Annotated in this window: 24 protein-coding genes, 1 other RNA gene and 1 riboswitch; of the genes, 21 read left to right on the top strand and 4 right to left on the bottom strand. The window is 74.2% G+C overall.

Annotated features, from left to right (window positions below; translation table 11 throughout):
* The first annotated feature begins 23 nt into the window (after positions 1–23).
* The 6 genes from ribD (at position 24) to thiL (ending at position 5,555) form a co-directional block, all read left to right on the top strand.
* Entirely contained in the window at positions 24–1,121 is a 1,098-nt protein-coding gene (gene ribD, locus EDC50_RS06775) for a bifunctional diaminohydroxyphosphoribosylaminopyrimidine deaminase/5-amino-6-(5-phosphoribosylamino)uracil reductase RibD (protein WP_123769739.1), read from the top strand.
* 187 nt (positions 1,122–1,308) lie between these two features.
* A riboswitch (FMN riboswitch) is annotated at positions 1,309–1,509 on the top strand.
* 231 nt (positions 1,510–1,740) lie between these two features.
* On the top strand, positions 1,741–2,334 hold the full coding sequence (locus EDC50_RS06770) for a riboflavin synthase (protein WP_123769738.1): 594 nt from the start codon (positions 1,741–1,743) through the stop codon (positions 2,332–2,334).
* 94 nt (positions 2,335–2,428) lie between these two features.
* Positions 2,429–3,541: a 3,4-dihydroxy-2-butanone-4-phosphate synthase gene (gene ribB / locus EDC50_RS06765; protein ID WP_123769737.1), complete on the top strand. Its 1,113-nt coding sequence runs from the start codon at positions 2,429–2,431 to the stop codon at positions 3,539–3,541.
* A gap of 68 nt (positions 3,542–3,609) precedes the next feature.
* Complete coding sequence (ribH, locus tag EDC50_RS06760) at positions 3,610–4,077, top strand: 6,7-dimethyl-8-ribityllumazine synthase (RefSeq protein ID WP_123769736.1); 468 nt, start codon at positions 3,610–3,612, stop codon at positions 4,075–4,077.
* Positions 4,074–4,532: a transcription antitermination factor NusB gene (gene nusB / locus EDC50_RS06755; protein WP_123769735.1), complete on the top strand. Its 459-nt coding sequence runs from the start codon at positions 4,074–4,076 to the stop codon at positions 4,530–4,532. Before ribH ends, nusB begins: the two co-directional genes overlap by 4 nt.
* A gap of 69 nt (positions 4,533–4,601) precedes the next feature.
* Entirely contained in the window at positions 4,602–5,555 is a 954-nt protein-coding gene (gene thiL, locus EDC50_RS06750; protein WP_123769734.1) for a thiamine-phosphate kinase, read from the top strand.
* Between the two features lie 246 nt (positions 5,556–5,801).
* Here thiL and EDC50_RS06745 read toward each other — a convergent pair whose 3' ends face one another.
* The 4 genes from EDC50_RS06745 to EDC50_RS06730 all read right to left on the bottom strand — a co-directional run bounded on the left by EDC50_RS06745 (position 5,802) and on the right by EDC50_RS06730 (position 9,693).
* On the bottom strand, positions 5,802–6,077 hold the full coding sequence (locus EDC50_RS06745) for a DUF2798 domain-containing protein (protein WP_199742132.1): 276 nt from the start codon (positions 6,075–6,077) through the stop codon (positions 5,802–5,804).
* 181 nt (positions 6,078–6,258) lie between these two features.
* The gene (locus tag EDC50_RS06740) at positions 6,259–7,641 is read right to left on the bottom strand and encodes an FAD-binding oxidoreductase (RefSeq protein WP_123769733.1); all 1,383 of its coding nucleotides are present in this window, start codon (positions 7,639–7,641) and stop codon (positions 6,259–6,261) included.
* Positions 7,642–7,886: 245 nt separating this feature from the next.
* Positions 7,887–8,267 (bottom strand): YraN family protein, encoded by a 381-nt coding sequence (locus tag EDC50_RS06735; protein WP_123769732.1) that lies wholly within the window; start codon positions 8,265–8,267, stop codon positions 7,887–7,889.
* Positions 8,251–9,693 carry a penicillin-binding protein activator gene (locus tag EDC50_RS06730; RefSeq protein ID WP_123769731.1) on the bottom strand — a complete coding sequence of 481 codons (1,443 nt, stop codon included), beginning with the start codon at positions 9,691–9,693 and terminating at the stop codon, positions 8,251–8,253. Before EDC50_RS06730 ends, EDC50_RS06735 begins: the two co-directional genes overlap by 17 nt.
* Before the next feature lie 75 nt (positions 9,694–9,768).
* On the opposite strand from EDC50_RS06730, the gene rsmI reads away from it, so the two are divergent.
* The 15 genes from rsmI (at position 9,769) to ftsA (ending at position 26,321) form a co-directional block, all read left to right on the top strand.
* Complete coding sequence (rsmI, locus tag EDC50_RS06725) at positions 9,769–10,608, top strand: 16S rRNA (cytidine(1402)-2'-O)-methyltransferase (RefSeq protein WP_123769730.1); 840 nt, start codon at positions 9,769–9,771, stop codon at positions 10,606–10,608.
* Between the two features lie 207 nt (positions 10,609–10,815).
* Positions 10,816–11,169: RNase P RNA component class A (rnpB, locus tag EDC50_RS06720), an RNA gene on the top strand.
* Positions 11,170–11,905: 736 nt separating this feature from the next.
* Complete coding sequence (gene mraZ, locus EDC50_RS06715; protein ID WP_123769729.1) at positions 11,906–12,352, top strand: division/cell wall cluster transcriptional repressor MraZ; 447 nt, start codon at positions 11,906–11,908, stop codon at positions 12,350–12,352.
* An 11-nt stretch (positions 12,353–12,363) separates the two neighbouring features.
* Entirely contained in the window at positions 12,364–13,311 is a 948-nt protein-coding gene (gene rsmH / locus EDC50_RS06710; RefSeq protein WP_123769728.1) for a 16S rRNA (cytosine(1402)-N(4))-methyltransferase RsmH, read from the top strand.
* A complete protein-coding gene (gene ftsL, locus EDC50_RS06705; RefSeq protein ID WP_123769727.1) occupies positions 13,308–13,571 on the top strand; it encodes a cell division protein FtsL in 264 nt (87 codons plus the stop codon). Before rsmH ends, ftsL begins: the two co-directional genes overlap by 4 nt.
* Positions 13,568–15,457: a peptidoglycan D,D-transpeptidase FtsI family protein gene (locus tag EDC50_RS06700; protein ID WP_123769726.1), complete on the top strand. Its 1,890-nt coding sequence runs from the start codon at positions 13,568–13,570 to the stop codon at positions 15,455–15,457. The genes ftsL and EDC50_RS06700 overlap by 4 nt, the downstream gene beginning before the upstream one ends.
* The gene (locus EDC50_RS06695; protein ID WP_123769725.1) at positions 15,454–16,938 is read left to right on the top strand and encodes a UDP-N-acetylmuramoyl-L-alanyl-D-glutamate--2,6-diaminopimelate ligase; all 1,485 of its coding nucleotides are present in this window, start codon (positions 15,454–15,456) and stop codon (positions 16,936–16,938) included. Before EDC50_RS06700 ends, EDC50_RS06695 begins: the two co-directional genes overlap by 4 nt.
* Positions 16,935–18,332, top strand: a complete 1,398-nt coding sequence (locus EDC50_RS06690; protein ID WP_123769724.1) for a UDP-N-acetylmuramoyl-tripeptide--D-alanyl-D-alanine ligase — start codon at positions 16,935–16,937, stop codon at positions 18,330–18,332. Before EDC50_RS06695 ends, EDC50_RS06690 begins: the two co-directional genes overlap by 4 nt.
* Positions 18,322–19,407 carry a phospho-N-acetylmuramoyl-pentapeptide-transferase gene (mraY, locus tag EDC50_RS06685; RefSeq protein ID WP_123769723.1) on the top strand — a complete coding sequence of 362 codons (1,086 nt, stop codon included), beginning with the start codon at positions 18,322–18,324 and terminating at the stop codon, positions 19,405–19,407. The genes EDC50_RS06690 and mraY overlap by 11 nt, the downstream gene beginning before the upstream one ends.
* Positions 19,407–20,765, top strand: a complete 1,359-nt coding sequence (gene ftsW, locus EDC50_RS06680) for a putative lipid II flippase FtsW (RefSeq protein ID WP_123769722.1) — start codon at positions 19,407–19,409, stop codon at positions 20,763–20,765. Before mraY ends, ftsW begins: the two co-directional genes overlap by 1 nt.
* 38 nt (positions 20,766–20,803) lie before the next feature.
* Positions 20,804–21,868, top strand: a complete 1,065-nt coding sequence (gene murG, locus EDC50_RS06675) for an undecaprenyldiphospho-muramoylpentapeptide beta-N-acetylglucosaminyltransferase (protein ID WP_123770396.1) — start codon at positions 20,804–20,806, stop codon at positions 21,866–21,868.
* Positions 21,865–23,310: a UDP-N-acetylmuramate--L-alanine ligase gene (murC, locus tag EDC50_RS06670; RefSeq protein ID WP_425477899.1), complete on the top strand. Its 1,446-nt coding sequence runs from the start codon at positions 21,865–21,867 to the stop codon at positions 23,308–23,310. The genes murG and murC overlap by 4 nt, the downstream gene beginning before the upstream one ends.
* Positions 23,307–24,278 carry a D-alanine--D-alanine ligase gene (locus EDC50_RS06665; RefSeq protein ID WP_123769721.1) on the top strand — a complete coding sequence of 324 codons (972 nt, stop codon included), beginning with the start codon at positions 23,307–23,309 and terminating at the stop codon, positions 24,276–24,278. Before murC ends, EDC50_RS06665 begins: the two co-directional genes overlap by 4 nt.
* Positions 24,275–25,102, top strand: a complete 828-nt coding sequence (locus tag EDC50_RS06660; protein ID WP_123769720.1) for a cell division protein FtsQ/DivIB — start codon at positions 24,275–24,277, stop codon at positions 25,100–25,102. The genes EDC50_RS06665 and EDC50_RS06660 overlap by 4 nt, the downstream gene beginning before the upstream one ends.
* On the top strand, positions 25,086–26,321 hold the full coding sequence (ftsA, locus tag EDC50_RS06655; protein ID WP_123769719.1) for a cell division protein FtsA: 1,236 nt from the start codon (positions 25,086–25,088) through the stop codon (positions 26,319–26,321). The genes EDC50_RS06660 and ftsA overlap by 17 nt, the downstream gene beginning before the upstream one ends.
* Positions 26,322–26,458: the final 137 nt, after the last annotated feature.

The following is a 26,458-nucleotide window of genomic DNA, read 5'->3' as shown; positions in this document are numbered from 1 at the left end:
GCGGCCGCGGGCACAATAGCGCGATGCAGACCTCGTCCTTCTCCGCCGTCGACCATGCCCTGATGGCGCGCGCCCTGCGCCTGGCCGAGCACGGCGCCTACACCACCAAGCCCAACCCGATGGTCGGCTGCGTGCTCGCGCACGGCGAACGGATCGTCGGCGAAGGCTGGCACCGGCGCGCCGGCGAGCCGCACGCGGAGGTGCTCGCGCTGCAGGCGGCCGGCGAACGCGCGCGCGGCGCCACCGCGTACGTGACGCTGGAGCCCTGCGCGCACACCGGCCGCACCGGGCCGTGCGCCGACGCGCTGGTCGCCGCCGGCGTGGCGCGGGTGGTCGCGGCGATGCGCGACCCGTTCCCGCAGGTGGCCGGGCGGGGCTTCGAGCGCCTGCGCGCGGCGGGCATCGCGGTCGACTGCGGGCTGATGGAGGGCGCCGCGCGCGCGCTCAACCGTGGCTTCCTGTCGCGGGTCGAGCGCGGCCGGCCGTGGCTGCGGATCAAGCTGGCGACCAGCCTGGACGGGCGCAGCGCGCTGGCCAACGGCGAGTCGAAGTGGATCAGCGGCGAGGCCTCGCGCCTGGACGTGCAGCGCTGGCGCGCGCGCAGCGGCGCGATCGTCACCGGCGCCGGCACCGTGCTCGCCGATGACCCGTCCCTGACCGTGCGCCTGGGCGACGACACCCCGTTCGTGCCGCCGCTGCGCGTGGTGCTCGACCCCGGCCTGGCCACGGTCGCGCGCGGCCGCGTGCGCGAGGGCGACGCGCCGACGCTGTACATCCATGCCCCCGACGCGAAGCCGCCCCGCGGGCTCGGCGCACAGGTCGCCGCGGCGCCGCTGCGCGCGGGGCGCTTCGACCTGGACGCGGTGCTGCGCCTGCTGGCCGGGCGCGGCGTGAACGAGATCCAGCTCGAGGCCGGCGCGACCCTGGCCGGCGCGTTCCTCGCCGAGGGCCTGGCCGACGAGGTGCTGCTGTACGTCGCGCCGGTGCTGCTCGGCGAGCGCGCGCGGCCGCTGTTCGACGGCCTCGGCATCGAGCGCATGGCGCAGAAGCTGCGCCTGTCGATCGTCGAGTCTCGTCGTCTCGGCGAGGACGTGCGCCTGCTGCTGCGGCCCGAGCCATGACGCGGCCGAGGCCCGGGCACGGCGGGCTCGAGGCGCGGCCGGAAGCGACGCCCGCCCGGCCCCGCTCGCGTTCTCCGGCAGCGCGGGAGAAGGCAGGGGCGGGGCACGGAACGCAGCGTCCTTCGGCGATGGCGGGGCGGCGCCGGCACGGGTGCTAGAATGCGCGCGCCGGTTCGCCGGCGATCCACGACGTCTTCAGGGCGGGGCGGAATTCCCCACCGGCGGTAGGCGCCGCATTCCCCGGAATGCCGCGCGAGCCCGCGAGCGCTTCCGGCAGCCGCGAATCGCGGCCGCGGAAGGTCAGCAGATCCGGTCGAATGCCGGAGCCGACGGTCAGGCTGTTCCCGGCGACGGGAGCGGCCCACAGTCCGGATGAAAGAAGACGGCTGCCGTGCGGCGCGCTCGCGCCGCCCGCCTGCCCGTGCCCGGAGGCGTTTTTCGCTCACCGATGCGGGAGACGTCATATGCAGCTTCTGCCGTACATGCCGGTACGCTCCCGGACGGGATTCGCCGTCCGGCCCCCCTTCCTTTCGCGACGGCCCGCGCCCGCGCGCGCGGGACTGCGCGCGACTTCGCTCGATGCGCGCGGCCGCGGCTCGATGCCGATGGAGGCGCGCTGATGTTCACCGGCATCGTCGAAGGCGTAGGCCGCCTGGCCGCGGTCGAGGACCTGGGCGGCGACAAGCGCCTGACCGTCGCGGTCGGCACCCTGCCGTTCGCCGGCGTGCGCCTGGGCGAGAGCATCGCGGTCAACGGCGTGTGCCTGACCGTGGTCGCGTTCGACGCCGCCTCCTTCGCCGCCGACGCGTCCAACGAGACGCTGGCGCTGACCACGCTCGGCGGCCTCGCGGTCGGCGCGCCGCTCAACCTCGAACGGGCGATGCGGCCGAGCGACCGCCTCGGCGGCCATCTGGTCAGCGGCCACGTCGACGGCGTCGGCCGGGTGGCGGCGATCCGCGAGGACGCGCGCGCGCAGCGCTGGCGCTTCGAGGCCCCGCGCGCGTTGCTGCGCTACGTCGCCCGGAAGGGCTCGATCTGCGTCGACGGCGTCAGCCTCACGGTCAACGACGTGGACGACGCCGGTTTCGAGGTCGCGTTGATCCCGCACACGGTGACGCATACCGCGTTCGCGCAGGCCCGCGTCGGCGACCCGGTGAACCTCGAGATCGACCTGGTCGCCCGCTACGTCGAACGCCTGCTGGCGGACCGCTGATCCCTCCACCCCACGAGCGGACGCGCGCCAGCCCAGGCGCCGCGCGACGACGGTTCCGGCGCCTGCCGGAACGGACAATGACGAGACCCGAGCCATGCCCTTCAGCCCCATCCCCGAACTGCTGGACGAGATCCGCGCCGGCCGCATGGTCGTGATCGTCGACGACGAGGACCGCGAGAACGAAGGCGACCTGATCATGGCCGCCGAGCTGGTGCGGCCCTCCGACGTCAACTTCATGGTCACCCACGCCCGCGGCCTGGTCTGCCTGTCGCTCACCCGCGAGCGCTGCCGCCAGCTCGGCCTGCCGCCGATGGTGCGCGACAACACGTCCAAGCACCACACCAACTTCACCGTCAGCATCGAGGCGGCCGAGGGCGTGACCACCGGCATCAGCGCCTACGACCGCGCCCACACCATCCGCACCGCGGTGCGACCGGACGCCAAACCGTCCGACCTCAGCCAGCCGGGCCACATCTTCCCGCTGATGTCGCAACCCGGCGGCGTGCTCAGCCGCGCCGGCCACACCGAGGCGGCGACCGACCTGGCGATGCTCGCCGGGCTGGAGCCCGCCGGCGTGCTGGTGGAGGTCCTCAACCCCGACGGCAGCATGGCGCGGCGGCCGCAGTTGGAGGCGTTCGCGCGCGAACACGGGCTCAAGATCGGCTCGATCGAGGAGCTGATCCGCTACCGGCTGAGCACCGAGCACACCGTCGAGCGCGTCGACGAGCGCGAGATCGAGACCGAGCACGGCCCGTTCCGCCTGGTCGCCTACCGCGACCGGCTCAGCCACGCGCTGCACTTCGCCCTGCTGCGCGGGCGCATCGACGCGGCGGCGCCGACGCTGGTGCGGGTGCAGACGCTGAATCCGCTCGCCGACGCGCTGCATTGGCGCCGCGCGGACTTCGGTCCGGCGGTCGGCGACGTGCTCGCCGCGATCGCGCGCGAAGGCCGCGGCGTGCTGGTGCTGCTCGCCGACGCCGCCGATCCGGATGCGCTGCTGGCGCGCCTGCGCGCCCCGCAGCACGAAGCCGAGGCCGCGCCGGCGCGCGGGCACGCGCTGGCCGAATGGCGCCGCACCGGCGCCGGCGGGCAGATCCTGGCCGACCTCGGCCTGGGCAAGCTGCGCGTGCTCGGCACCCCGCGCAAGCAGATCGGCCTGGCCGGCTTCGGCCTGGAAGTCGTCGAGTACCTCGAGCCGCCGCACTGAGCGCGCCGCCGTCGCCGCGGCGGGCTTCCGAAGCGAGCTAGAATGTCCGTCCTTTAGCCGGAACGCCCATGACCCACTACGAAGGCGACCTGCGCAGCCCCGAAGGCGCGCGCTACGCGATCATCGCCAGCCGCTGGAACCCGCGCATCACCGACACGCTGGTGGCCGGCGCGCGCAAGACCTTCGCCGACAACGGCGTCGCCGACGACGCGGTCGACGTGGTGCGGGTGCCGGGCGCGTGGGAGATCCCGCTCGCGGCCGCGCGCCTGGCCGCCGCCGGGCGCCACGCCGCGGTGGTCGCGCTCGGCTGCGTGGTGCGCGGCGACACCCGCCACTACGAGCACGTCGCCGACCGCTGCGCCGAAGGGCTGATGCGGGTCGCGCTCGACTACCGCGTCCCGGTGGCCAACGGCGTGCTCGCGGTCGAACGCCACGAGGACGCGGAGGCCCGCGCCGGCGGCAGCCACGGCAACAAGGGCGAGGAGGCGGCCCTGGCCGCGCTGGAAATGAGCCACCTGCTGAGGCAACTGCCATGAACCGACGTCGCAGCGACGGCATCGATCCGGTCGCGCGCTCGCGCGCGCGCCGCCGCGCCCTGCAGGCGGTGTACGCCTGGCAGATGTCCGGCGCCAGCGCGCGCGACGTGATCGCCCAGTTCGCCCACGAGCAGGCGCACGAAGTCGCCGACCTGGAGTACTTCGAGGACCTGGTGCGCGGCGTCGACGCGCACTGCGCCGAGCTCGACGAAGCGCTGCAGCCGTTCCTCGACCGCGACGTCGACCAGGTCGACCCGGTCGAACGCGCGGCGCTGCGCATCGCCGCCTACGAGCTGCGCCAGCGCCTGGACGTGCCGTACAAGGTCGTGATCAACGAGGCGATCGAGACGGTCAAGCGCTTCGGCGCCGAGCACGGCCACACCTACGTCAACGGCGTGCTCGACCGCGCCGCCGCGGCCTGGCGCGCGGCCGAGGTGCAGGCGCGCCCGCGCTGACCCTGCCGCGCCCGGGCGAGCGCCCGGAGCGGGCGAGCGCGCCTCCGCAGTGACCGGCGAGGAGGACCGATGGCCGAATTCGACCTGATCGAGCGCATCCGCCGCCGCGCCGCTTCGCGCGACGACGTGCTGTTGGGCATCGGCGACGACGCCGCGCTGCTGCGGGTCCCGCCGGAGCGGCACCTGGTGGTGGCCACGGACACGCTCAACGCCGGCGTGCACTTCCCCGGCGACAGCGCGCCCGCCGACATCGGCTGGAAGGCGCTGGCGGTGAACCTGTCCGATCTGGCCGCGATGGGCGCCGAGCCGGCCTGGTGCACGCTGTCGCTGTCCCTGCCGCAGGCCGACCCGGCCTGGCTCGACGGCTTCCTCGACGGCTTCCTGGCGTTGGCGGAACGCCACCGCGTCGCCCTGGTCGGCGGCGACACCACGCGCGGGCCGCTGTCGGCGTGCGTGACCGTCCATGGCCTGGCCGAGGCCGGGCGCGCCTTGCGCCGCGACCGCGCCCGCGCCGGCGACGACGTCTGGGTCAGCGGCACCCTCGGCGATGCCGCCGCGGCGCTGGCGCAATGGCGGCAGGGCGGCGCCGCCGACCCGGTGCTGCGCGCGCGCCTGGACCGGCCGACGCCGCGCCTCGCGCTGGGGCGCGCGCTGGCCGGCCTCGCCCATGCGGCGATCGACGTCTCGGACGGGCTGCTCGCCGACCTCGGCCACGTCTGCCGCGCCAGCGGCGTCGGCGCCGAGCTGGACCTGGACGCGCTGCCGGCCTCGCCGGCGCTGCGCGGCGCGTTCGCCGGCGACGCATTGCGCGGGCTGCAGGCCAGCGGCGGCGACGACTACGAACTGTGCTTCACCGCGCCCAGCGCCGCGATCGACGCGGTGCAGCGCGCGGCCGAAGCGAGCGGCACGCCGGTGAGCTGGATCGGGCGCATCGTCGCCGGCAGCGGCGTGGCCGTATTCGACGCCGAAGGCGCGCGCTGGACGCCGCCGCGCGCCGGCTACGAGCACTTCGGCGCCGCCTAGCTCCCGTCGGCGGCCCGTGGGCGCGCCGCCGGCCGGCCGCGGCCTCGGCTCCTTTCCCTGCACGCGGGCCGCCCGGCTACGGAGGAACCCTCGCCGCCGCGTGGGCTCCAGCTACGAAGAATCCTTCTTTTCCGCCGCGCGCGCATCCGCTACGAACGATCCTGCCGCCGCGCGGGACGGTCGGCTGCGTAGAACCCCTCTCCCGCTCGCGGGAGGGGGCAGGGGCGAGGAACCGGGTGGCGCGGTTCAGGCCGAGCGCACGATCGCCGCCGTCGCGCGGCGCACCAACGGCAGCACCGCGAGCAAGGTCGGGAAGGCGATCAACCAGGACAGCGCCCAGGCGCCCAGCCACAGGCGCAGGAAGTCGGGCCCGGCGCCGACGCTGCGCAGCGTGCTGACCAGCGACACGATGCAGGTCATCAGGATCGACAGCAGCAGCGGCATCACCACCGCGCCGTAGCGCGCCGGCAGCTTGCGCAGGCCGAGCATGGGGGTACGGGAATTCTTCGAGTCAGCGTTCATGCGGATTTCCTGGGGATCGATCCGGTCAAGCAAGGCGCCTTCGCCCCCGCGCGTGCGGGAGGCCCGAGCCCCGGCATGGCCGGAGAGGGTGGCGCGTTGGTTGACGTGAACGCTTACGACGGCCGCTGCGCGACCGCGGCGGCATCCTAACGGCCGCGGCCGCGCGCAACAAGCGCCGGCGTCAGTCCGGCAGCAGCTTGCCCGGGTTGAGGATGCCGTCCGGATCGAACGCCGCCTTGACCGCGCGCATCAGCGCCAAGGTCGGCGGGTCGATCGCCTGCGGCAGGAACGCGCGCTTGGCCAGGCCGATGCCGTGCTCGCCCGACAGCGTGCCGCCGAGCGCGAGGGCCAGCGCGAACACCCGCGCCAGCGCCGCCTCGGCGCGCGCGCCCTGCCCGGCGTCGGCCGGATCGAACAGCAGGTTGACGTGCAGGTTGCCGTTGCCGGCATGGCCGAAGCAGACGATGGGCAGCGCGAACTCGCGCGCCAGCGCCTGCACGCCGTCGACCAGTTCCGGGATGCGCGAGACCGGCACCACCACGTCCTCGTTGATCTTGCCCGGCGCGAGCGTGCGCAGCGCCGGCGACAGCGCCTTGCGCGCCGCCCACAGCCGCTCGCGCGCGGCCTCGTCGGCGGCGTCGTCGATCGCCACCAGGCCTTCGCCCGCGGCCGCGCGCATCAGCGCCTCCACCGCGTGCGGCAGCGTCTGCGCGTCGCCGTCGGCTTCGATCATCAGCAGTGCGCCGGCCTCCGGCGGCAGGTCGGCGCCCCCGACCTCGCGCGCCAGCCGCACCGCGGTGGCGTCCATGAACTCCAGCATCGACGGCGTGACCGGCTGCGCCATCAGCCGCGCCACCGCGCGCGCCGCGGCCGCGACGTCGCGATACAGCGCGCGCAACGCGCGCCGCGCCGGCGGCAACGGCGTCAGCCGCAGCGTCGCCTCGACGATCAGCGCCAGCGTGCCTTCGCTGCCGACCAGCAGCCGTTGCAGGTCGTAGCCGGTCGCGCCCTTGGTGGTGGCCGTGCCGCAGCGGATCGGTTCGCCGGTGCCGGCGACCGCGCCCAACGCGAGCACGTTGTCGCGGCTGGCGCCGTACTTCACCGCGCGCGGCCCGCCGGCGTTGCAGGCCAGGTTGCCGCCGACGGTGCTGTAGCCGGCGCTGGTCGGGTCCGGCGGCCAGAACAGCCCGTGCGGCTCGAGCGCGGCCTGCAGCTCGCCGTTGAGCACGCCGGGTTCGACCACCGCGCAGCGGTCGCCGGGGCGGATCGCGAGGATGCGGTTCATGCGCTCGAACGAGACCACCACGCCGCCGGCCACCGGCACCGCGGCGCCGGTGGTGTTGGTGCCGCGGCCGCGCGCGATCACCGGCACCCGGTGCGCGCGGCAGGCGCGCACCAGCGCGACCACCTGCCCGCGCTCCACCGGCAGCGCGACCGCGTCGGGCAGCGCCTGCCGGCGCGAGTTGTCGTAGGCGTACGCCAGGCGCTCGTTCGGATCGACGCGCCAGCCGTCGCCGAGCACGGCGGCCAGTTCGCGATGCAGCGCGCGCGGAAGCGGAGTCATCGCGCGAGGATAGCGCGCCGCCGATGCGCCGCGCCGGGCTGGATTCCCGCCGGCGGGATTCGCGCGGATGCGCGCGGCGCGGGCGTTCGGGCGATCGCCTCCCCGTGCGCGCGGGATTCCGCCGGGCGAGTCCGCGAGCGGCAGGGCGCCAACGCGCGGCCGCCGACCCGACCGCGGCGCCCGGGTGTCCGACCCCGTGCGCAGCCGCGAAAATCCGCGGCGGCCGCCGGACGCGGCGCCCGGGCTCAGCAATCGTCGGCGCGGAAGGCGTCGCGCAGCCAGTGCAGGCGCGGCGCGTCGGGGTCGCCGTCGGCCTCGATCACGTCGAAGCGGCAGCCGGCCTGCGCGTAGCGCGGATGCGCGGCGAGGAAGGCCTGCGCGGCGAGCAGCAGGCGGCGGCGCTTGCGCAGGTCGATCGACGCGGCGCCGCCGCCGAAGCGCGGGTCGCGGCGATAGCGCACCTCGACGAACACCAGCGTGTCGCCGTCGAGCATCACCAGGTCGAGCTCGCCGACCCGGAAGCCGGCGTTGGCGGCCAGGTCGCGCAGGCCGGCGCGCCGCAGCCAGGCGCGGGCAGCGGCCTCGACCGCCGCGCCGCGGCCGCGCCGGTCAACGGCGCGCGGCATCCGCCAGCGGCACCGCGACGCCGCCGCTGAAGGTCGACCACGCCGGCGTGCGCAGCACGTTGCCGAAGCCGTCCAGGCGCAGCACGCCGGTGGCGCCGGCGATGTCGTCGGTGGTCGTGGCCAGGTGCTCGAAGTAGGCGGCCAGCAGCCAGGCGTCGTAGCCGAACGCGAACAGCCTCGCCGCCGCGCCGCGCGCGGTCGGCAGCTGCGCCGCGACCGAAGCCGCGGCCGGCAGGCCGCGCACGCCGCCGCCGGCGGTCCAGGTCTCGCTCGGGAAGGCGATGCCGTCGAGCACGCGGTCTTCCTCCGGCTTGCCGGTGCCCGAGAGCAGCTGCGAGGTCGCCACCCGCGGCTTGCCGGCCAACCCGGCCAGCGCCAGCCTCGGCATCAGCGCGCGCGCGGCCGGGCCGCGCACGGCCAGGTATACCGCGTCGACGCCGCCCGCCTGGTTCGCGAACGGCGCCAGGTCGGCGACGCCTTCGCCGACCACGTCGGTGACCGCGCCGCCGCGCTCTTCCAGGCGCGCGCGCAGGCTCGCCACCGCGCGGCGCTGGGTGTCGTCGCCGCCGCCGATCACCAGCACCCGGCGCGCGCCCTGGCGCAGCAGGTGCTCGGCCGCGGCCACGCCCTCGTCCTCGGGCGAGAGCGAGAAGCCGGCGTGGCCGGGCGGCGGCGGGTCCTGGTCGCGGTTCAATGCCAGCACCGGCACCGGCAGCGTGCCGCGCGCGAACAGCGCGACGACCTCGTCGCGGCCGAGCGGGCCGAGCACGAAATCGTTGCCCTCGGCCGCGGCCTTGTCATAGGCGGAGAGCGCGCCGGCGCTGCTGCCGGCGGTGTCGTAGAAGGTGACCTCGGGACGCCGGCGCCGTTCGCCGTAGTAGCCGGCGAGGAAGCCGTCGCGCACCGGTTGCGCCGCGGTGGCCAGGCCGCCGGACAGCGGCAGCAGCACCGCCAGGCGCAGCGGCGGGCGGTAGCCGTCGCTCTCGGCGGCGGGGCGGTCGGCGGCGCCGAAGCGCCAGCCGCTGCGGTCGAACGGCCGCGGCAGCGGCAGGCCGCGCCGCAGCAGCGCCTGGCCGACGTGGTTGTAGAGCGGGTCGGCGGCGGCGAGCGCGGCCGCTTCGCGCGCCAGGCTGGCGTCGTCGATGCCGGCGAGCAGGCGCTCGATCTGGCGATGGTTCTCGCCGCGCGCGCGACCGTTCAGCGCGGCGCCGGCGCGGGCCAGTTCCGCGGCTTGCGCCAGCGCCTGGCCCACGGCCGGGTCGCGGCTGGCCTGCGCCGGCGCGCCGCCCGGCCGCCCGCCGACGCTGGCGCAGCCGCCGAGCAGCGCGGCGCAGCACAGCGCGACGAGAACGCCGCGCACGGCGAAGCGGCGTGGCGGGTTCGGCGCGCGTCGCCGCGGCATCCGTCGATCGGGAATCGGGCTCATCGGCAAGTATCCGCCGCGCTGCGGCGCGTGTGGTGGACCGGTTAGGATTCTAACCGGCCCTTTCCTGGACGCACGATGCACGCCGTTTCCCCCCCGGCTTCCGGGACCTTGCACGTGGTCGCCACGCCGATCGGCAACCTCGGCGACCTGCCGCCGCGCGCGCTGGAGGTGCTGAAGTCGGTCGCCGCGGTCTGCGCCGAGGACACCCGCCGCACCCGCCAGCTGCTGAGCCACTTCGGCCTGGAGCGGCCGTTGCTCGCGCTGCACCAGCACAACGAGGACGCGCAGGCGGCGCAACTGGTCGCGCGCCTGCAGGGCGGGGAGTCGCTGGCGCTGGTGTCCGACGCCGGCACGCCGCTGGTCAGCGACCCCGGCTTCCGCCTGGTGCGGGCCGCGCGTGCGGCCGGCGTGCGGGTCTCGCCGGTGCCGGGGCCGTGCGCCGCGATCGCCGCGCTCAGCGTCGCCGGCCTGCCCAGCGACCGTTTCGCCTTCGAAGGCTTCCTCCCGGCCAAGGCCGCGGCGCGCCGCGAGCGCCTGGCGCGGCTCGCCGGCGAAACGCGCACGCTGATCTTCTACGAGTCCGCGCACCGGATCGCGGAGACGCTGGACGACCTGGTCGCCGCGTTCGGCGCCGGGCGCCCGGCCGCGCTCGCGCGCGAGCTGACCAAGCTGTTCGAGACCGTGCTCGACGGCCCGCTGGGCGCGCTGCGCGAACGCGTCGCCGCCGACCCCGACCAGCGCAAGGGCGAGTTCGTGCTGATCGTGCAGGGCGCCGGCGAGGACGCGGACGCCCGCATCGCCGAAGGCCAGCGCCTCTACGCCAGGCTGAGCGAATACCTCAAGCCCTCGCAGGCGGCCAGGCTCGCCGCCGAGCTGAGCGGCGCGCCGCGCAAGGCGCTGTACGGCGGCGAATGAGGCTGCGGTTCGTACCTGCCGACGCCGCCGGTCCGGCCGGGCGGGACGACGGGCGGGCTGCGGCTTGCGGGCGGCTCTCCCGGAGGATGGCCCTTGCGAGAAGGCGGCGCGCGGCGGCCGCGGCTTGGAGGCCGACCTGAGCGGGCCCCGTAGTCCGCGCGGAGAACCTTGGGCATTCGCGGACGCAAGCCGTAGAATGCGCTCCGCGGAGTCGGCCAGGCAGTCGCGGCGCGCGCGAGCGCGTCGAGGAAAGTCCGGGCTCCACAGGGCACGGTGCCAGGTAACGCCTGGGCGGCGCGAGCCGACGGAAAGTGCAACAGAGAGCAGACCGCCGAACGGCGTCGCAAGACGCGCGTGGCAAGGGTGAAACGGTGCGGTAAGAGCGCACCGCGAGTCCGGCAACGGACCGGCACGGCAAACCCCACCGGGAGCAAGGCCAAATAGGGAGACGATGCCGCGGCCCGCGGTGTCTCCGGGTAGGCTGCTTGAGCGCCGCGGCGACGCGGCGCCCAGAGGAATGACTGTCCACGACAGAACCCGGCTTATCGGCCGGCTCCGCGCTCCCTACATGGGCCGCCGGCTGCGAAACCGCCGCCGGCGGCATCGTTCACGCGCCATCGGCGCCCGTACGCGGGGCGCGCGAACGGGGCGCATCCCGGGAACGGACGCCGTCGGTATCGGCGCGCCCGCGGGCCGGCCCGGGCGCGCGGGCCGATCCCCGTAGCGCGCTGCGGCCACGCCGGACGACGCGCCGGGCACGCCGCAACCAAGCCCCGGGGGCCTGCCGGAACCCGCGGCGGTCGCCACTCGCCGCGACCGCGAACGTTCGATGCCTGCCGCCCGGGCCGGGCGGCGTTCGGGTCGATACCCGGCGTCCGGCGTGCCATCCCCCGGCGGGCGCGAAGCCCGCTCTGGGCGGTCAAGTCGGAAGGCGCCCTGCGCCGGCGGTCAGCATCCGGGCCGCCGGCTGCTCCATGCGCTCGCCCGGCGCGCACCGTCGCCGCGTTGCTGCGCCGCGGCGCGGTCGTGGCCCGAACGCCGATCCTGGCCGCGTCCGCGGGCGGGCCAAGGCCGTCCGTCTCAAAAGATGAGACGAAACAAGGGCTAGTGGATAACTCTTGAATAAGACTGTGAAGTTCTGCGCAAGCCTTTGATGCGCAAAGCGAAATTGCGCGAGGAAAGCTGTTGACAACCCTGGCGGGCGTGCCTAAGGTGGGCATCTGAGGGAAAACCGGGTTTTTCGTGGTTTTCGGTGACATGAAGCCGCCCGCGTAGAGGCGGCCACAACAGGTGCCGGATGTTCCAAGGCGAGACCGCCATCACGATCGACGACAAGGGCCGGCTGGCGGTGCCCACCGCCTACCGCGACCTGGTCGCGCGCGAGTGCGGCAACCGCCTGGTGATCACCTACAACCCGTTCGAGTCCGGCTCCCTGTACCTCTACCCGCAGGCGGTCTGGGAGCGCGTGCGCGACCAGGTCAACGCCCTGCCCAAGGCCAAGAAGGTCAACCGCTCGATGCAGCTGAAGCTGGTCGGCGCGGCGGCGTTCGTCGAGCTCGACGGCAACGGCCGCATCTCCATCCCCGCCAGCCATCGCGCCGCGGTCGGGATCGAGAAGAAGGCGGTGCTGCTGGGCATGGGCGACAAGTTCGAGTTGTGGAGCGAGCAGGCGCACCACGCGCAGATCCGTCAGACCATCTCTGACGAGGATCTGAGCGAGGAGCTGCTCGACCTGCAGCTGTGACGGTGGGTGGCATGGAGCGCGGCGCGCTCTCCGGCCACCTCCCCGTGATGTACGCGCAAACCCTCGAAGGGCTGCGCGTGCGCGGGGACGGCACGTACCTGGACGGCACGTTCGGGCGCGGCGGTCACGCGCGCGGCGTGCTCGATCAACTCGGCCCCGGAGGCCGGCTGCTGCTCATGGACAAGGATCCCGAAGCGATCGCCGTCGCCGAACGCGAGTTCGGCGCGGACCCGCGCGTGGCGATCCGCCGCGGCAGCTTCGCCGCGCTCGCCGACTGGGACGCGACCGCCGCCGGCCTGGACGGCGTGCTGTTCGACCTGGGCGTGTCGTCGCCGCAGCTGGACGTGGCCGAGCGCGGCTTCAGCTTCGGCAAGGACGGTCCGCTCGACATGCGCATGGACCCGGAGCGGGGCCCGAGCGCGGCGCAGTGGCTGGCCGAGGCGCCCGAGCGCGAGATCGCCGACGTGCTGTGGACCTACGGCGAGGAGCGGATGAGCCGGCGCATCGCCCGGGCGATCGTCGCCCGCCGCTCGCAGCAGCCGCTCGAGCGCACCGCGCAGCTGGCCGCGCTGATCGCGCAGGCGGTGCCGCGGGGCGAGGGGCGGATCCACCCGGCCACCCGCAGCTTCCAGGCGATCCGCATCCACATCAACCGCGAGCTGGCCGACCTCGAGGCCGGGCTGGACGCGGCGCTGGCGCGGCTGAAGCCGGGCGGGCGCCTGGCGGTGATCAGCTTCCACTCGCTCGAGGACCGCATCGTCAAGCAGTTCATCGCCCGCCACGAGAAGGCGCCGCCGGCCCGCCGGCGCATGCCGGTGGCGGTCGCGTTCACGCCGACGCTGCGCGCGATCGGCGGCGCGCGCAAGGCCGACGAGGCCGAGGTCGCGGCCAACCCGCGCGCGCGCAGCGCGGTGTTGCGGGTGGCGGAAAAGCTGCCCGCCGCCGGAGGCGCCGCATGAGCCGGCTGCTGCTGACCGCGCTGGTCGCCGCCAACGTGATCTCCGCGCTGGCGGTGGTGTACGCGCGCCACCAGCACCGCCAGCTGTTCGTGCAGCTGAGCCGGCTGGAGCGGGCGCGCGACGAGCTCAACATCGAATTCGGCCGGCTGCAGCTGGAGCAGGCGACCTGGGCGGAGAGCAACCGCATCGACCAGGTTGCGCGCGACCGCCTCGGGATGAAGTTCCCGGAAGGCCCGGAGATCGTGGTGGTGCGGCCATGAGCGCGGCGAACGGACGCGGTTCCCGTTCCGGCGAGCGCGGCGGCGCGCTGCGCCAGCTGCTGCGCGCCTGGCGCGGCCCCGCGCGCGAGGAGCGGGGCGCGGGCAAGCCGCGCGCGCGCCAGGGGTTCGACCTGCGCAACCGCCTGCTGCTGGTCGGCGGCACGCTCGGCCTGTGCTCGCTGGCGCTGGTGGTGCGCGCGTTCGACCTGCAGGTGGTCAGCAACGAGTTCTACCGCCAGCAGGGCGACGCGCGCTCGCTGCGCGAGATCCCGATCCCGACCTCGCGCGGCATGATCACCGACCGCAACGGCGAGCCGCTGGCGGTGTCCACGCCGGTGGAGTCGGTGTGGGGCAATCCGAAGGAGCTGCTGAAGACGCCGGACCGCCTGCCCGAGCTGGCGCAGGCGCTGGGCGTGCCCGCCGACGAGCTGATCCGCAAGCTGAGCCAGCGCGCGGACAAGGAGTTCGTCTACCTCAAGCGCCGGATCAACCCGGACCAGGCGCGTAAGATCCTCGCGCGCAAGATCCCCGGCGTGTTCAGCCAGCGCGAGTTCCGCCGCTTCTACCCGCAGGGCGAGGCGCTGGCGCACGTGCTGGGCTTCACCAACATCGACGACCGCGGCCAGGAAGGGCTGGAGCTGGCGTTCGACGATTGGCTGCGCGGCAAGCCCGGGGTGAAGCGGGTGATCCGCGACGGCGCCGGCCGCATCATCGAGAGCGTCGACCTGGTCAAGCCGGCCGAGCCGGGGCGCGACCTGACCCTGAGCGTCGACCGCCGCATCCAGTACCTGACCTTCCGCGAACTGCGCGCGACCCTGCAGCGCACCGGCGCCAGCGCCGGCTCGGCAGTGGTGCTCGACGTCGCCACCGGCGAGGTGCTGGCGATGGCCAACCTGCCGACCTTCAACCCGAACGCGGTGAGCACCGGCGAGCTCGACGCGCACCGCAACCGCGCGGTCACCGACGTGATCGAGCCGGGCTCGACGATGAAGCCGCTGACCGTGGCCGCCGCGCTCGAGGCAGGCGTCATCACCCCGCACACCAAGTTCGACACCAACCCGGGCTGGATCCCGAACGGCCGCTACCGCACCACCGACCACCACAACTACGGCGTGCTCGACACCACCGGCGTGATCACCAAGAGCTCGAACGTCGGCGCGGCCAAGATCGTCGCCAAGCTGTCGGACGAGTACTTCTATTCGTTCCTGCACCGCTTCGGCTACGGCGAGAAGCCGGGCAGCGGCTTTCCCGGCGAGTCCACCGGCGTGCTGATGCCGCCGCGGCGCTGGAGCGGCACCACCAAGCAGACCATGTCCTACGGCTACGGCCTCTCGGCCACGCCGCTGCAGATCGCGGTGGCGTACGCCGCGCTCGGCAACGGCGGCAAGCTGATCCGGCCGACCTTCGTCAAGGGCGAGCGCAGCGAGCCCAGGCAGGTGCTCGATCCGGCGATCGCGGCCGAGGTCGTGCGCATGATGCAGACCGTGACCGAACCCGGCGGCACCGCCCGCCAGGCCGCGATCCTCGGCTACCACGTCGCCGGCAAGACCGGCACCGCGCGCAAGTTCAACAGCGCCGGCGGCTACTCGCGCCGCTACGTGTCGTACTTCGCCGGCGTGGTGCCGGTGCAGAACCCGCGCTTCTCGATGGTGGTGGCGATCGACGACCCGGACCCGGCCAAGGGCTACTTCGGCGGCTTCGTCTCCGCGCCGATGTTCAAGAGCGTGATGGAGGGCGCGCTGCGGCTGATGGACGTGCCGCCGGACGACATCGACACCTGGCTGGCGGCGCAGGCCGAGGCCGAAGCCAAGCGCGCCAAGGCCGCGGGCAAGGCGCTGCCGGCCGCGGCGCCGGTGCGGCCGGCGCTGCGGGAGGCGGCGCGATGAGCCGGACGATGCTGCTGCGCGAGCTGCTGCCCGACGTCGCCGGCGTGCCCGGCGACCTGCGCGTCCACGGCCTGACCATGGACAGCCGCGAGGTGCGGCCGGGCGATGCGTTCGTCGCCATCGCCGGCTTCGGCGCGCACGGCCTGCAGTTCGCCGAGCAGGCGCGCGCGGCCGGCGCGGTCGCGGTGCTGTTCGAGCCGCCGGCGCCGGCCGGGCTGCCCGCGCCCGCGGACGCGATCGCGGTGCCGGGCCTGCGTGCGCGCCTGGGCGCGATGGCCGACGAGTTCCACGGCCATCCGTCGCGGGCGATGACGATGGTCGGCGTCACCGGCACCAGCGGCAAGACTTCGACCGTGCAGCTGATCGCGCAGGCGCTGGAGCTGCGCGGCCGCCGCGCCGGGACCATCGGCACGCTCGGCGCCGGCCTGTACGGCGCGGCGCGCCCGACCGGCTTCACCACGCCCCTGGTGCTGCAGATGCACGCGCTGCTGGCGCAGTTGCGCGACGCCGGCGCCGAGGCGGTGGCGATGGAGGTCAGCTCGCACGCGCTCGACCAGGGCCGCGTCGACGGCGTGCACTACGACGTGGCGGTGTTCACCAACCTCACCCGCGACCACCTCGACTACCACGGCGACATGGCCAGCTACGGCGCGGCCAAGGCCAAGCTGTTCGCGCGGCCCGGGCTGCGCGCGGCGGCGATCAACGTCGACGACGCGTTCGGCGTGTCGCTGCTGGCGCGGCTGCCGGAAGGCGTGCGCGGCATCGGCCTGAGCGCGCGCGGCGGCCAGCAGGCGCTGGTCGGCGCCGAGCGCGTGGAACTCGACGCCTCCGGCATCGCCTTCGACCTGGTCCTCGGCGACGCCCGCCATCCGGTGCGCTCGCCGCTGCTCGGCCGCTTCAACGTCGACAACCTGCTGGCGGTGGCCGGCGTGCTGCACGCGCTGGGCGAGGACGATGCGGCGATCGCCGGGGTCCTGCCGCGGCTGCAGCCGATCCCCGGGCGGATGAACCGGCTCGGCGGCGACGGCCGCCTGCCGCTGGTGGTGGTCGATTACTCGCACAAGCCCGACCCGTTGCAGCAGGCGCTGGAATCGCTGCGCGGGCATCTGCGCGGGCGCCTGATCTGCGTGTTCGGCTGCGGCGGCGAGCGCGACCGCGGCAAGCGCCCGCAGATGGCGGCGATCGCCGAGGCGCACGCCGAGCGCGTCTACGTCACCGACGACAACCCGCGCGGCGAGGACGGCGACGCGATCGTCGCCGAGATCGTCGCCGGTTTCGCCCGGCCCGGGCGCGCGGTGGTCGAGCGCGACCGCGCCGCGGCGATCGCGCGCGCGATCGGCGAGGCCGGCCCCGACGACATCGTGCTGGTCGCCGGCAAGGGCCACGAGACCTATCAGGAAGTCGCCGGCGTCAAGCATCCCTTCGACGACGCCGAGGTGGCGCGCGCGGTGCTGGCGCAGCGGCGGGAGGGGGGCGCATGAGGCCGACGCGCCTGTCCGAGATCGCGCGCTGGACCGGCGGCCGCCTGCGCGGCGAGGACCGCACGGTCGATGCGGTCGCCACCGACACCCGCGCGCTGCCGCAGGGCGGCGCCGCGGTGTTCGTCGCGCTCAAGGGCGAGCGCTTCGACGGCCACGACCACGCGCCGCAGGCGGTGCAGGGCGGCGTGGCGGCGCTGCTGGTCGCGCGCGAGCTGGACCTGGCCGTGCCGCAGGTCGTGGTCGCCGACACCGAGCGCGCGCTGGGCGACTGGGCGGCCGCGGTGCAGCGCGGGCGCGCGGCGACGGTGGTCGCGATCACCGGCAGCAACGGCAAGACCAGCGTGAAGACGCTGACCGCGGCGATCCTGGCGCGGCACGGCCGCGCCTACGCCAATCCCGGCAACCGCAACAACGAGATCGGCCTGCCGCTGGCGGTACTCGAGGCGCCGGAGGACGCGCAGTACGCGGTCTACGAGATGGGCGCCGGCAAGCCCGGCGACATCGCCTACCTGACCGCGATCGCGCCGCCGCACGTCGGCCTGGTCAACAACGTCGCCCCGGCCCACATCGAGCGCATGGGCAGCCTGCTGGCGATCGCCGACACCAAGGCGGCGGTGTACGACGACCTGCGCGACGGCGGCACCGCGGTGATCAATGCCGACGACGCCTTCGCCCAGTTCTTCGCCGAGTGCGCCCACGGCCGCCGGTTGATCCGCTTCGGCCTGGAGCAGGGCGCCGACGTGAGCGCGCGCGACCTCGCGCTCGGCGAGGCCGGCTCGCGCTTCGTGCTGGTGTCGCCGGCCGGCGAGGCCGCGGTCGAGATCGCGATGCCGGGCCGGCACAACGTACGCAACGCGCTGGCCGCGGCGTCGATCGCGTTCGCCGCCGGCGCGCCGCTGGCGACCGTCGCCGAAGGGCTGGCCGCGGCGCGCCCGGTCGCCGGCCGCCTGGCCACGCACGCGCTGCGCAGCGGCGCGGTGCTGATCGACGACAGCTACAACGCCAACCCGGGCTCGCTGGCCGCGGCGATCGAGACCCTGGCCGAGGCCGGCCGCGGCGCCGGCGGCGAAGCCTGGCTGGTGCTCGGCGACATGCGCGAGCTCGGCGCCGACGCGGCCGGGATGCACGCCGAAGTCGGCCGCCGCGCGCGCGCCGCCGGGGTGACCCGGCTGTTCGCGCTGGGCCCGTTCAGCGCGCACGCGGCGCGGGCGTTCGGCGACGGGGCCGCGCGGTACGAGCGCCACGACACGCTCGCCGAGGCGCTGCGCGCGCAGCTGCGCGGCGGCGTGCGCGTGCTGGTGAAGGGGTCGCGCGGCAGCGCGATGGACAAGATCGTGACCGCGCTGTTGGCCGCCGACGCGCGCGAAGCCGGAGGGGACGACCATGCTGCTTGAACTCGCGCGCTGGCTGGAGCAACTGCAGAGCCTGTTCGGGCTGTTCGGCTACCTGACCTTCCGCGGCATCCTCGCCGCGCTGACCTCGCTGTTCCTGTCGCTGTGGTGGGGGCCGGCGGTGATCCGGCGCCTGTCGCAGCTCAAGGGTGGCCAGCCGATCCGCCAGGAGGGGCCGCAATCGCACTTCTCCAAGGCCGGCACGCCGACCATGGGCGGCGCGCTGATCCTGCTCACCGTGGCCGCGGCGGTGCTGCTGTGGGGCGACCTGCGCAACCGCTACGTCTGGCTGGTGCTGGCGGTGATGCTGGCGTTCGGCTGGATCGGCTTCTGGGACGACTGGATCAAGATCGTCAAGCGCGACCCGAACGGGATGAAGTCGCGCTGGAAGTACCTGCTGCAGTCGCTGTTCGGCCTCGGCGCCGGCCTGTTCCTGTACCACACCGCCGACGTGCCCGCGGCGACCACGTTCTACATCCCGTTCTTCAAGGCCGTCGCGCTGCCGCTGGTGGGGGTCAGCTTCGTCGCGATCGCCTACTTCTGGATCGTCGGCTTCTCCAACGCGGTCAACCTGACCGACGGCCTCGACGGCCTGGCGATCATGCCGACCGTGCTGGTCGCCTGCGCGCTGGGCGTGTTCGCCTACGCCTCCGGCAACGCGGTGTTCTCCGACTACCTGCAGATCCCGACGATCCCGGGCGCGGGCGAGCTGGTGATCATCTGCGCCGCGATCGCCGGCGCCGGCCTGGGCTTCCTCTGGTTCAACACCTACCCGGCGATGGTGTTCATGGGCGACATCGGCGCGCTCGCGCTGGGCGCGGTGCTCGGCACCATCGCGGTGATCGTGCGCCAGGAACTGGTGCTGGTGGTGATGGGCGGCATCTTCGTGGTCGAGACCCTGTCGGTGATGATCCAGGTGGCGTCGTTCAAGCTCACCGGCAAGCGCGTGTTCCGGATGGCGCCGATCCACCACCACTTCGAGCTCAAGGGCTGGCCGGAGCCGCGGGTGATCGTGCGCTTCTGGATCATCTCGGTGATCCTGGTCCTGGTCGGCCTGGCCACGCTGAAGGTGCGCTGATGAACGAGACCGCGCGCCAGGCAACCCGACTCGACGCGATCGGCGGCCGCTTCGACCCGTGGCTGCTCGGCATCACCTGCGCCCTGGCCGGCATCGGCGTGGTGATGGTCGGTTCGGCGTCGATCGGCGTGACCGACAGCCTCGAGGTGGGGCCGTTCTACTTCCTGGTCCGCCACCTGGTGTTCCTGGCAATGGGCCTGGTCGCGGCCGGCTGGGTGATGCGCACCGAGCTCAAGAGCATCGAGCAGTACAGCCAGTGGCTGCTGCCGCTGTGCTTCGTGCTGCTGCTGCTGGTGTTCGTGCCGGGGGTCGGCAAGAGCGTCAACGGCGCGCGGCGCTGGCTCAACCTCGGCTTCTCCAACTTCCAGGCGGTCGAGGCGGTCAAACTGCTCTACATCGTCTGGCTGGCCAGCTACCTCAAGCGCTACAGCGAGGAAGTCACCGCCACCTGGGGCGCGATGCTCAAGCCGCTGGGCGTGGCCGTCGGCCTGGTCGCGCTGCTGCTGCTGCAGCCGGACTTCGGCTCGTCCTCGCTGCTGCTGGCGATCACCGCCGGCCTGCTGGTGCTGGGCGGGGTGAACATGCCGCGGATGTTCGGCCCGGTGCTGGTCGGCCTGCCGCTGCTGGCGGTGGTCGCGATCGCCGAGCCCTACCGCGTCACCCGCCTGACCTCGTTCCTCGATCCCTGGGCCGACCCGTTCGACACCGGCTACCAGCTGACCAATGCGCTGATGGCGGTCGGCCGCGGCGAATGGTTCGGCGTCGGTCTCGGCGCCTCGGTGCAGAAGCTTTCGTACCTGCCGGAGGCGCATACCGACTTCATCCTCGCGGTGATCGCCGAGGAATTCGGCTTCGTCGGCGTCTGCGCGGTGGTCGCGCTGTACGCCGGCCTGGCCGGCCGCGCGCTGTGGCTGGGCCTGCGCTGCGTCGAGATGCGCCGCCATTTCGCCGGCTACTGCACCTTCGGCATCGCCCTGTGGATGGCGCTGCAGAGCCTGGTCTCGATCGGCGTGAACCTCGGCCTGCTGCCGACCAAGGGCCTGACCCTGCCGATGATCTCCTACGGCGGTTCCAGCGTGATGATGACCTGCGCCGCGCTCGGCCTGCTGCTGCGGGTGTCCTACGAATACGAGCGCGCGCGGCGCCAGGTCGCGCGCGCGCGCGGCGAGGCCGCGGCCGCCGCGCCGGCGCCGGCGCCGGCCGTGCCGCCCACCGGCGCGCCCGCCGGCAGCCGCGGCAGGCCGGCCAAGCAGCCCGAGGCGGTGGCCGCGGTGCTGCGCCAGGCCGCGGCCGAGCCGGCGCGCGGCACCAGCCGGCTGCGCCAGCGCGTCGAACCGACGCTGGGGAGGATCGCGTGAGCCGTCCCGCGCACGTCGACGCCGAACCGCGCCCGGTGATGATCCTCGCCGGCGGCACCGGCGGGCACATCTTCCCGGGGCTGGCGGTCGCGCACGCGCTGCGCGCGCGCGGCGTGCCGGTGCGCTGGCTCGGCGCCGACGGCGGCATGGAGACGCGCCTGGTGCCGCAGTACGGCATCGGGATCGACACCATCGCGGTGCGCGCGATCCGCGGCAAGGGCGCGGCGCGCCTGCTCGCCGCGCCGTTCCAGCTGGTCGCCGCGGTGCGCGCGGCGGGCCGCACCCTGCGCCAGCGGCGGCCGCGCGCGGTGATCAGCTTCGGCGGTTTCGCCGCGGGCCCGGGCGGCCTGGCGGCCAGGCTCGCCGGCGTGCCCTTGACCGTGCACGAACAGAACCGCGCGCCCGGCCTGACCAACCGCGTGCTGGCGCGCTTCGCCCGGCACGTGCTGACCGGCTTCCCGGACACCTTCGGCCATCCCGGCGAGGTCGTGGTCGGCAATCCGGTGCGCGGCGAGATCGCGGCGCTGGCGCCGCCGGAACAGCGCTTCGCCGGGCGCGACGGCCCGCTGCGGTTGCTGGTGCTGGGCGGCAGCCAGGGCGCGCGCGCGCTCAACCGCGCGGTGCCGAAAGCGCTGGCCGCGCTGCGCGAGCGGGTACCGGTGGACCTGCGCCACCAGTGCGGCGAGAAGCTGCGGGACGACGCCGAGCGCGCCTACGCCGAGGCCGGCATCGCCGCGCGCGTGGAGCCGTTCATCGCCGACATGGCCGCCGCCTACGCCTGGGCCGACCTGGTGGTCTGCCGCGCCGGCGCGCTGACCCTGGCCGAGCTGTGCGCGGCCGGCGTCGGCAGCGTGCTGGTGCCGTTCCCGCAGGCGGTCGACGACCACCAGACCCAGAACGCGCGGTTCCTGGTAGAGCGCGGCGCCGCCCGGCTGCAGCCGCAGGGCGCGTCCGAGGACGAGCTGGCCCGGCGCCTCGCCGCCGAGATCGAAACCCTCGCCGGGCGCGGCGCGCTGCTGCGCATGGCGCAGGCGGCGCGCGCGCTGGCCAAGCCCGACGCGGCCCAACGCGTCGCCGACATCGTATTGGAGCGAACCGAATGAGCACGGCCCTGCGCCGCCGCCTGCAGCACACCGGCGACCTCGCCAAGGCCTTCCCGCGCGTGCATTTCGTCGGCATCGGCGGGGTCGGCATGAGCGGCATCGCCGAGGTCATGTGCACGCTCGGCTACCAGGTGTCCGGCTCGGACAACGCCGACAACGCGGTGACCCGGCGCCTGGCCTCGCTCGGCGTGGCCGTGCGGCGCGGCCATGCCGCGGCGAACGTGCTCGGCGCCGACTGCGTGGTGGTGTCCAGCGCGATCAGGCCCGACAACCCGGAACTGCTGGAGGCGCGCGCGCAGCGCATCCCGGTGGTGCCGCGCGCGGAAATGCTGGCCGAGCTGATGCGCTTCAAGCGCGGCATCGCGGTGGCCGGCACCCACGGCAAGACCACCACGACTTCGCTGGTGGCCAGCGTGCTGGCCGAGGGCGGCATCGACCCGACCTTCGTGATCGGCGGGCAGCTGCTGGCCGCCGGTGCCAACGCGCGCCTGGGCAAGGGCGACTGGCTGGTGGCCGAGGCCGACGAGAGCGACGGCAGCTTCCTGCGCCTGAACCCGCAGATCGCGATCGTCACCAACATCGACGCCGACCACCTGGAGAACTACGGCGGCGACTTCGCCAAGGTGCGCGCCGCGTTCGAGGAGTTCATGCACCGGCTGCCGTTCTACGGCCTGGCGGTGCTGTGCCTGGACGATCCCGAGGTCGCGGCGCTGGCGGGGCGCACCCCGCGCCACGTGATGACCTACGGGCTGCACGAGGACGCGGACGCGCGCGCCGAGGACGTGCGCCAGGACGGCGCCTGCATGCGCTTCACCCTGTGCCTGCCGGACGCCACGCGCACGCCGGTCGAACTGGCGCTGCCGGGCCGCCACAACGTGCTCAACGCGCTGGCCGCGGCCGCGGTCGGTTGGCAGCTGGGCGTGAGCGCGGACGCGATCGCGCGCGCGCTGCAGAAGTTCGCCGGCGTCGGCCGCCGCTTCAACCTGCTGGCGCGGCTGACCACGGCCAGGGGCGCGACCGTGCAGCTGGTCGACGACTACGGCCACCACCCGAAGGAACTGGAGGCGGTGTTCGCGGCCGCGCGCGGCGGCTGGCCGGACCGGCGCCTGGTGGTGGCGTTCCAGCCGCACCGCTACACCCGCACGCGCGACCTGTTCGACGAATTCGCCGCGGTGCTGTCGAGCGTCGACGTGCTGGTGCTGACCGAGGTCTACCCGGCCGGCGAGGCGCCGATCGCCGGCGCCGACGCCAAGTCGCTGGCGCGCGCGATCCGCGCCCGCGGCCGCATCGACCCGATCGTGGTCGCCGGCCCCGGCGACCTGGCCGGCGTGCTGCCGGACGTGCTTGCCGACGGCGACCTGCTGCTGCTGATGGGCGCGGGCGACATCGGCTACGCCGCGCAGCAGCTGGCCGCGCAGGGTTTCGAAGGAGGCGCCAAGTGAGCGCGCAGACCGCTTCGCCGCGCATCGCCGACCCGGCCGCGTTCGGCCGCGTCGCCGTGCTGATGGGCGGCACCAGCGCCGAGCGCGAGGTGTCGCTGGACTCCGGCCGCAACGTGCTCGAGGCGCTGCGCGCGCGCGGCGTGGACGCGTTCGCGGTCGATGGCATCCCGGCGCTGATCGACGCGATCCGCGCCGGCAAGGTCGACCGGGTGTTCAACATCCTGCACGGCAACAAGGGCGGCGGCGAGGACGGGGTGCTGCAGGGCCTGTGCGAGGCGCTCGGCGTGCCGTACACCGGCTCGGGCGTGCTCGGCTCGGCGCTGTCGATGGACAAGATCCGCACCAAGCAGGTGTGGCTGTCGGTCGGGCTGCCGACGCCCCGCTACGTGCGCCTGGCCAAGGGCGACGACGTGCACGCCGCGGCGCGCTCGCTCGGCCTGCCGGTGTTCGTGAAGCCGTCCTGCGAAGGGTCCAGCGTGGGCGTCTCGCGCGTGCTCGACGAGGCCGACCTCGACGCCGCGGTCGCGCAGGCCGCGCGCTACCCCGGCGAGCTGCTGATGGAGCAGTTGATCGTCGGCGACGAGCTGACCGTGCCGGTGCTCGGCCGCGAGGCGCTGCCGTCGATCCGCATCGTGCCCAAGGGCGAGTGGTACGACTACCACGCCAAGTACGTCTCCGACGACACCCGGTACCTGTGCCCCGGCCTGGAAGGCGCCGAGGAGGCGGAGATCCGCCGCCTCGCGCTGGCCGCGTTCGATGCCGCCGGCTGCAGCGGCTGGGGCCGGGTCGACTTCATGCGCGAGCGCGCCACCGGCCAGCTGTACCTGCTCGAGATCAACACCGCGCCGGGGATGACCAGCCACTCGCTGGTGCCCAAGGCGGCGCGCCAGGTCGGCATCGATTTCGCAGAGCTGTGCTGGCGCGTGCTCGAGTCCAGCCTCAAGCCCGACGGAGGTGCGGCGGCGTGAACGCCATGCTCCGCCTCGTCGCCTGGATCCTCGCGCTGGCGCTGGTCGCGCTGCCGGTGGTGGCCGTGCTCAACGGCTGGATCGGCGCGTCGCAGTGGCCGCTCAAGCGCCTGCGCGTGACCGGCGAGTTCGAGCGCGTCGATCCGGCCGCGCTGCGCAAGGTCCTGCTGCCGTACGCGCAGCGCGGCTACTTCGCGGTCGACCTGGCGGCCGCGCGCAACGCGGTGGCGAAGCTGGCGTGGGTCGAGCGCGCCGAGGTGCGCAAGCGCTGGCCGGACGTGCTCGAGGTGGTGGTGGTCGAGCACCGGCCGTTCGCGCGCTGGGGCGGCGACCGGTTGCTGTCCGAGCAGGGCCGGTTGTTCCCGGCGCGCGGCATCGAGGTGCCGGCGGAGCTGCCTCTGTTCGTGGGCCCGGAGACGCGCGTGGCCGAGGTCGTCGCGCTGTACAACCAGTCGCGCGCGTTGTTCGCGCCGCTGGGCCTGCGCGTGGAGAAGGTGGAGCTCGACCCGCGCGGCAGCTGGAGCCTGGGCCTGGCCGGCGGCGCGCAGATCGTGCTCGGCCGCAGCGAAGCGCGCGCGCGCATGGGCCGCTTCGTGCGCCTGTTGCCGCAGCTGCTCGCCTCGCAGACGCGGGTGCTGCGCCGCGCCGACCTGCGCTACACCAACGGTTTCGCCCTGATGTGGGAAGACGCCGCGCCGCCGCGCGAGGCGGCGAACGACGCCGCGCCCGCCCCGGCCGCGCCGCCGCGCACCGCCGCGCTGCGCTTCCCGAACCCCCCGTCTCCATTCCCGAATTCCGGTCTCCGAAATGAATCGCAAGGGTGACAAGTCGCTGATCGTCGGCCTCGACATCGGCACCTCGAAGGTGGTGGCGCTGGTAGGCGAGTACTCGCCGGGCAATCCGATCGAGGTGATCGGCATCGGCTCGCACGAATCGCGCGGGCTCAAGCGCGGCGTGGTCGTGGACATCGAATCGACCGTGCAGTCGATCCAGCGCGCGGTCGAGGAAGCCGAGCTGATGGCCGGCTGCGAGATCCGCTCGGTCTACGCCTCGATCTCCGGCAGCCACATCCAGTGCCGCAACTCGCAGGGCATCGCCCCGATCCGCGACGGCGAGGTCACCTACGCCGACCTCGACCGCGTGCTCGAGGCCGCCAAGGCGGTGGCGATCCCGGCCGACCAGAAGATCCTGCACGCGATCCCGCGCGACTACGTGCTGGACGACTCGCAGGAGGGCATCCGCAACCCGGTCGGCATGACCGGCGTGCGCCTGGAGGTGCACGCGCACCTGGTGGTGTGCGCGCAGTCGGCCGCGGCCAACATCAGCAAGTGCGTGCAGCGCTGCGGCCTGCAGGTGGACGACCTGATCCTCAGCGTGCTGGCCTCGAGCAACGCGGTGCTGACCAACGACGAGCGCGAGCTCGGCGTGGTGCTGGTCGACATCGGCGCGGGCACCACCGACATCGCCGTGTTCGTGCAGGGCTCGATCGCGCATTCGGCCTCGCTGCCGATCGCCGGCGACAAGGTCACCGAGGACATCGCGCACATGCTGCGCACGCCCACGCCCGAGGCCGAGCAGATCAAGGTGCGCTACGCCTGCGCGCTGGCGCAGATGGCCACGGCCGAGGAGTCGATCCAGGTGCCGAGCGTCGGCGACCGGCCGCCGCGGCGGATGCCGCGCGCCTCGCTGGCGCAGGCGGTGCAGGCGCGCTACGAGGAGATCTTCGAAATGATCCAGGCCGAGCTGCGCCGCAGCGGCTTCGAGCAGCACGTGCGCGCCGGCATGGTGCTCACCGGCGGCGCCGCGAAGATGGAAGGCGTGGTCGAGCTGGCCGAGGAGATGCTGCAGATGCCGGTGCGCGTCGGCATTCCGCAGCACGTGACCGGCCTGGGCGAGGTGGTCGGCAACCCGGTGCACGCCACCGGCGTCGGCCTGCTGCTGATGGGCAGCCAGATCGAGAACCCGCGCCGCCCGGTGATCTCCACCGGCCGCGCGGGCAGCTTCTTCAACCGGCTCAAGAACTGGTATCGCGGCGAGTTCTGACGCCGGGATCGGTCATTTGGGATTCGCGAGTCGCAGCGGCAAGGGCAACAGCAACAGCAAGAAAAAGACGCGGTCAAGCAATCACTAGAAACGCCGGAACGGGGTTCGGGTTTGCTCTTGCGAATCCCCGATCCCGG

Source organism: Vulcaniibacterium tengchongense (genome assembly GCF_003814555.1).
GTDB classification, from domain to species: domain Bacteria; phylum Pseudomonadota; class Gammaproteobacteria; order Xanthomonadales; family Xanthomonadaceae; genus Vulcaniibacterium; species Vulcaniibacterium tengchongense.
The sequence above is the reverse complement of the archived record's forward strand: the minus strand, read 5'-3'. Positions and strand labels throughout refer to the sequence as shown.

What these genes read in the sequence shown, in the direction of transcription:
- ribD (WP_123769739.1), top strand. Translation starts at nt 24, where the DNA reads ATGCAGACCTCGTCCTTCTCCGCCGTCGACCATGCCCTGATGGCGCGC.
- EDC50_RS06770 (WP_123769738.1), top strand. Translation starts at nt 1,741, where the DNA reads ATGTTCACCGGCATCGTCGAAGGCGTAGGCCGCCTGGCCGCGGTCGAG.
- ribB (WP_123769737.1), top strand. Translation starts at nt 2,429, where the DNA reads ATGCCCTTCAGCCCCATCCCCGAACTGCTGGACGAGATCCGCGCCGGC.
- ribH (WP_123769736.1), top strand. Translation starts at nt 3,610, where the DNA reads ATGACCCACTACGAAGGCGACCTGCGCAGCCCCGAAGGCGCGCGCTAC.
- nusB (WP_123769735.1), top strand. Translation starts at nt 4,074, where the DNA reads ATGAACCGACGTCGCAGCGACGGCATCGATCCGGTCGCGCGCTCGCGC.
- thiL (WP_123769734.1), top strand. Translation starts at nt 4,602, where the DNA reads ATGGCCGAATTCGACCTGATCGAGCGCATCCGCCGCCGCGCCGCTTCG.
- EDC50_RS06745 (WP_199742132.1), bottom strand. Translation starts at nt 6,077, where the DNA reads ATGAACGCTGACTCGAAGAATTCCCGTACCCCCATGCTCGGCCTGCGC.
- EDC50_RS06740 (WP_123769733.1), bottom strand. Translation starts at nt 7,641, where the DNA reads ATGACTCCGCTTCCGCGCGCGCTGCATCGCGAACTGGCCGCCGTGCTC.
- EDC50_RS06735 (WP_123769732.1), bottom strand. Translation starts at nt 8,267, where the DNA reads ATGCCGCGCGCCGTTGACCGGCGCGGCCGCGGCGCGGCGGTCGAGGCC.
- EDC50_RS06730 (WP_123769731.1), bottom strand. Translation starts at nt 9,693, where the DNA reads ATGAGCCCGATTCCCGATCGACGGATGCCGCGGCGACGCGCGCCGAAC.
- rsmI (WP_123769730.1), top strand. Translation starts at nt 9,769, where the DNA reads ATGCACGCCGTTTCCCCCCCGGCTTCCGGGACCTTGCACGTGGTCGCC.
- mraZ (WP_123769729.1), top strand. Translation starts at nt 11,906, where the DNA reads ATGTTCCAAGGCGAGACCGCCATCACGATCGACGACAAGGGCCGGCTG.
- rsmH (WP_123769728.1), top strand. Translation starts at nt 12,364, where the DNA reads ATGGAGCGCGGCGCGCTCTCCGGCCACCTCCCCGTGATGTACGCGCAA.
- ftsL (WP_123769727.1), top strand. Translation starts at nt 13,308, where the DNA reads ATGAGCCGGCTGCTGCTGACCGCGCTGGTCGCCGCCAACGTGATCTCC.
- EDC50_RS06700 (WP_123769726.1), top strand. Translation starts at nt 13,568, where the DNA reads ATGAGCGCGGCGAACGGACGCGGTTCCCGTTCCGGCGAGCGCGGCGGC.
- EDC50_RS06695 (WP_123769725.1), top strand. Translation starts at nt 15,454, where the DNA reads ATGAGCCGGACGATGCTGCTGCGCGAGCTGCTGCCCGACGTCGCCGGC.
- EDC50_RS06690 (WP_123769724.1), top strand. Translation starts at nt 16,935, where the DNA reads ATGAGGCCGACGCGCCTGTCCGAGATCGCGCGCTGGACCGGCGGCCGC.
- mraY (WP_123769723.1), top strand. Translation starts at nt 18,322, where the DNA reads ATGCTGCTTGAACTCGCGCGCTGGCTGGAGCAACTGCAGAGCCTGTTC.
- ftsW (WP_123769722.1), top strand. Translation starts at nt 19,407, where the DNA reads ATGAACGAGACCGCGCGCCAGGCAACCCGACTCGACGCGATCGGCGGC.
- murG (WP_123770396.1), top strand. Translation starts at nt 20,804, where the DNA reads ATGATCCTCGCCGGCGGCACCGGCGGGCACATCTTCCCGGGGCTGGCG.
- murC (WP_425477899.1), top strand. Translation starts at nt 21,865, where the DNA reads ATGAGCACGGCCCTGCGCCGCCGCCTGCAGCACACCGGCGACCTCGCC.
- ftsA (WP_123769719.1), top strand. Translation starts at nt 25,086, where the DNA reads ATGAATCGCAAGGGTGACAAGTCGCTGATCGTCGGCCTCGACATCGGC.